The sequence below is a fragment of the Streptomyces turgidiscabies Car8 genome (genome assembly GCF_000331005.1).
GTDB lineage: Bacteria > Actinomycetota > Actinomycetes > Streptomycetales > Streptomycetaceae > Streptomyces > Streptomyces turgidiscabies.
This window is the reverse complement of the sequence record NZ_AEJB01000325.1, coordinates 1-2,808: the sequence shown is the minus strand read 5'-3', so window position 1 is coordinate 2,808 and position 2,808 is coordinate 1. Positions and strand designations below refer to the sequence as shown.

Annotated in this window: 2 protein-coding genes; both read right to left on the bottom strand. The window is 69.6% G+C overall.

Features of this window, described 5'->3' with window-relative positions; all coding sequences use genetic code 11:
- Positions 1–14 precede the first annotated feature (14 nt).
- Complete coding sequence (gene lysS / locus STRTUCAR8_RS21715) at positions 15–1,757, bottom strand: lysine--tRNA ligase (RefSeq protein WP_044472623.1); 1,743 nt, start codon at positions 1,755–1,757, stop codon at positions 15–17.
- A gap of 144 nt (positions 1,758–1,901) precedes the next feature.
- The gene (locus STRTUCAR8_RS21710) at positions 1,902–2,489 is read right to left on the bottom strand and encodes a hypothetical protein (RefSeq protein ID WP_100247617.1); all 588 of its coding nucleotides are present in this window, start codon (positions 2,487–2,489) and stop codon (positions 1,902–1,904) included.
- Between the last annotated feature and the right edge of the window lie 319 nt (positions 2,490–2,808).

Below are 2,808 nucleotides of genomic sequence, written 5' to 3'. Positions count from 1 at the left end.
CCGTCGTGTTTCCGCTACTCGCCGAGCAGGGCCCGCACCCGCTCCTGCCCCACCGCGAGCAGCAGCGTGGGCAGACGCGGCCCGGTGTCCCGGCCGACGAGCAGGTTGTAGAGCAGGGCGAAGAACGTGCGCTGGGCGACCTTGATCTCGGCCGGGAGTTCCTTCGGCGTGGCGTCGGCGGAGAAGCCGGCCTGAACCTTGGGCACGCCGTAGACGAGGTGGCTGAGGCCGTCCAGGGACCAGTTGTCCGCGAGGCCGTCGACGAGGAGCCGCAGCGACTGCCGCCCCGCCTCGTCGAGGGACTTGATCAGCTCGCTGTCGGGTTCGTCCCGGACGATGGTCCGCTGATCGGCCGGTACCTGCGTGTTGATCCAGGCCTCGGCCTTGTCGAGCCTGGGCCGCGCCTCGTCGAGGGAGAGCAACGGATCGGCGGGGTCCAGCTCCCTCAGGATCCGCAGCGTCTGGTCCTCGGCACCGGCGGTGATGTCGGCGACGGAGGCCAGCGTCCGGTAGGGCAACGCCCGTGCCGTACGCGGCAGTTCGCCCCCGGCGGTACGCACCGCACGCGAGTGGGCGGCGACATCGGCGGGAAGAGCCGACCCGTCCGCCACCTTGGCGTCGAGCTTGTCCCACTCGTCGTAGAGGCGCTGGATCTCCTGGTCGAAGGCGATCTTGAAGGACTGGTTGGGCCGGCGGCGGGCGTACAGCCAGCGCAGGATCTGCGGCTCCATGATCTTCAGCGCGTCGCCGGGCGTGGGGACCCCGCCCTTGCTGCTGGACATCTTGGCCATGCCGCTGATGCCGACGAAGGCGTACATCGGCCCGATGGGCTGCTTGCCGCCGAAGACGCTGCCGACGATCTGCCCGCCGACCTGGAACGAGGACCCCGGAGACGAGTGGTCGACACCGCTCGGCTCGAACACGACCCCCTCGTACGCCCAGCGCATCGGCCAGTCGACCTTCCAGACCAGCTTGCCGCGGTTGAACTCGCTCAGCAGCACGCTCTCGGAGAACCCGCAGGCGGTGCAGGTGTACGTCAGCTCGGTACTGTCGTCGTCGTAGGCGGTGACGGTGGTGAGGTCCTTGCCGCAGCCACCGCAGAAGGGCTTGTACGGGTAGTAGCCGGCGCCCCCGGAACTCCCGTCGTCCTCACCGGCTGCCCCGGACCCCTCGGCGGCTTCGAGCTCGGCGTCGTCGACGGGCTTCTGCGACTGCTTGGCCGGAACCTTCTTGGTCCGGTACTGGTCGAGGATGGCGTCGATGTCACCCCGGTGCTTCATGGCGTGCAGGATCTGCTCGCGATAGACACCCGAGGTGTACTGCGCGGTCTGGCTGATCCCGTCGAACGCGACACCGAGCTCGGCGAGCGCGTCCACCATCGCGGCCTTGAAGTGCTCGGCCCAGGAGGCGTGCGCGGACCCCTTGGGCGCCGGTACGGCGGTCAGCGGCCGGCCGATGTGCTCGGCCCAGGAGGAGTCCACACCGTCGACCCCGTTGGGCACCTTGCGGTACCGGTCGTAGTCGTCCCAGGAGATCAGATGCCGGACCTGGTGTCCCCGGCGCCGGATCTCGTCGGCGACGAGATGGGGGGTCATGACCTCGCGCAGGTTCCCGAGGTGGATGGGCCCGGAGGGAGACAGCCCGGACGCGACGACGACGGGTTTGCCCGGGGCTCGACGCTCCGACTCCTCGATGACCTCATCCGCGAAACGGGAGACCCAGTCGGTGGTCTCGGTGCTCTGAGCCACGATCGGCACGTCCTCTTTGTCTGAGAGTTCCTCAAGGCCAGCCGGTACGGTCGGACGGCTGACGGCCCCATTCTCCCAGGTGGGCCCAGAACCACGAAAACGGCTTTCCGCAAGCCGTGTCCGAGGCCCCGGGCCCAGGTTGCCGGACGGACGCTACCGCCCGAAGCTGACCGGGATGTACTGGTCGTAGGAGCGGTCTGCGGTGGCCGTGAAGTCGGCCCGGGTGACGATGGCGCACTTGACGTCGACGTCGCACACGACGCCGTCCGCGATCTCGGGCCGGAGGTTGAGGGTGGTCAGGAAGGAACCCCCGGCCCGGTACGGCAGCGTGATTCCCGGAGTCCCGGTGGCGCTGTCGGTGATACGGCGCGAGGAGCCGTCCTTGTCGGCCCGCCCGGGCAGACAGGGCGTGGGGAGGGCGGTGTAGGTGGAGGGATCGCCGACGGTGACGCCGTCGGGAACGACGCAGAAGGCGAGGAAGATCCCCTGCCCCCGGTTGTACCCGGTCCCGGCGACGTCCACGGTGCCGCCCGCGGCGGGCAGGACGGTGGGGGTGGCGGCGAGCTTGAGATGAAAGACCTGACCGCCGGAGACGGCGACAGTGCGCTGGGCGAAGCCGAAGGGAACCACACCGGAGGCACCGGGCGCGGCCCCGGCGGCCCCGGCGAACCCGAGGACGAGCCCGGCGGCGACGGTGAGGGCGCCGAGGGCACGGAGGGGGGATTTGATGGGGGGTTTCATGATCCCCATGCCTAGAACACGACTGATGAGTAGGCAACGTGGACCGAAATGCTTTACACCTCAAGCACAATGTCCGCACGTGCAGCCCCTGCGAACCTTCCAGCGCAGGCCCGCACCTTCAGCACCGGCCCGCATTTCCAGCCCGTCCGGAACCTCTCAGCGCAGGCCCGCATTCCCAGCCCGTCCGGAACCTCTCAGCGCAGACCCGCATTTCCAGCCCGTCCGGCGTTTGAGGACAAGGCCCGTTCAGGGCCGGAGCGGGGGTCTGGGGGCGCAGCCCCCAGGAACGGGATGGGACGGGTAGGGGCGGCGGGGGCGA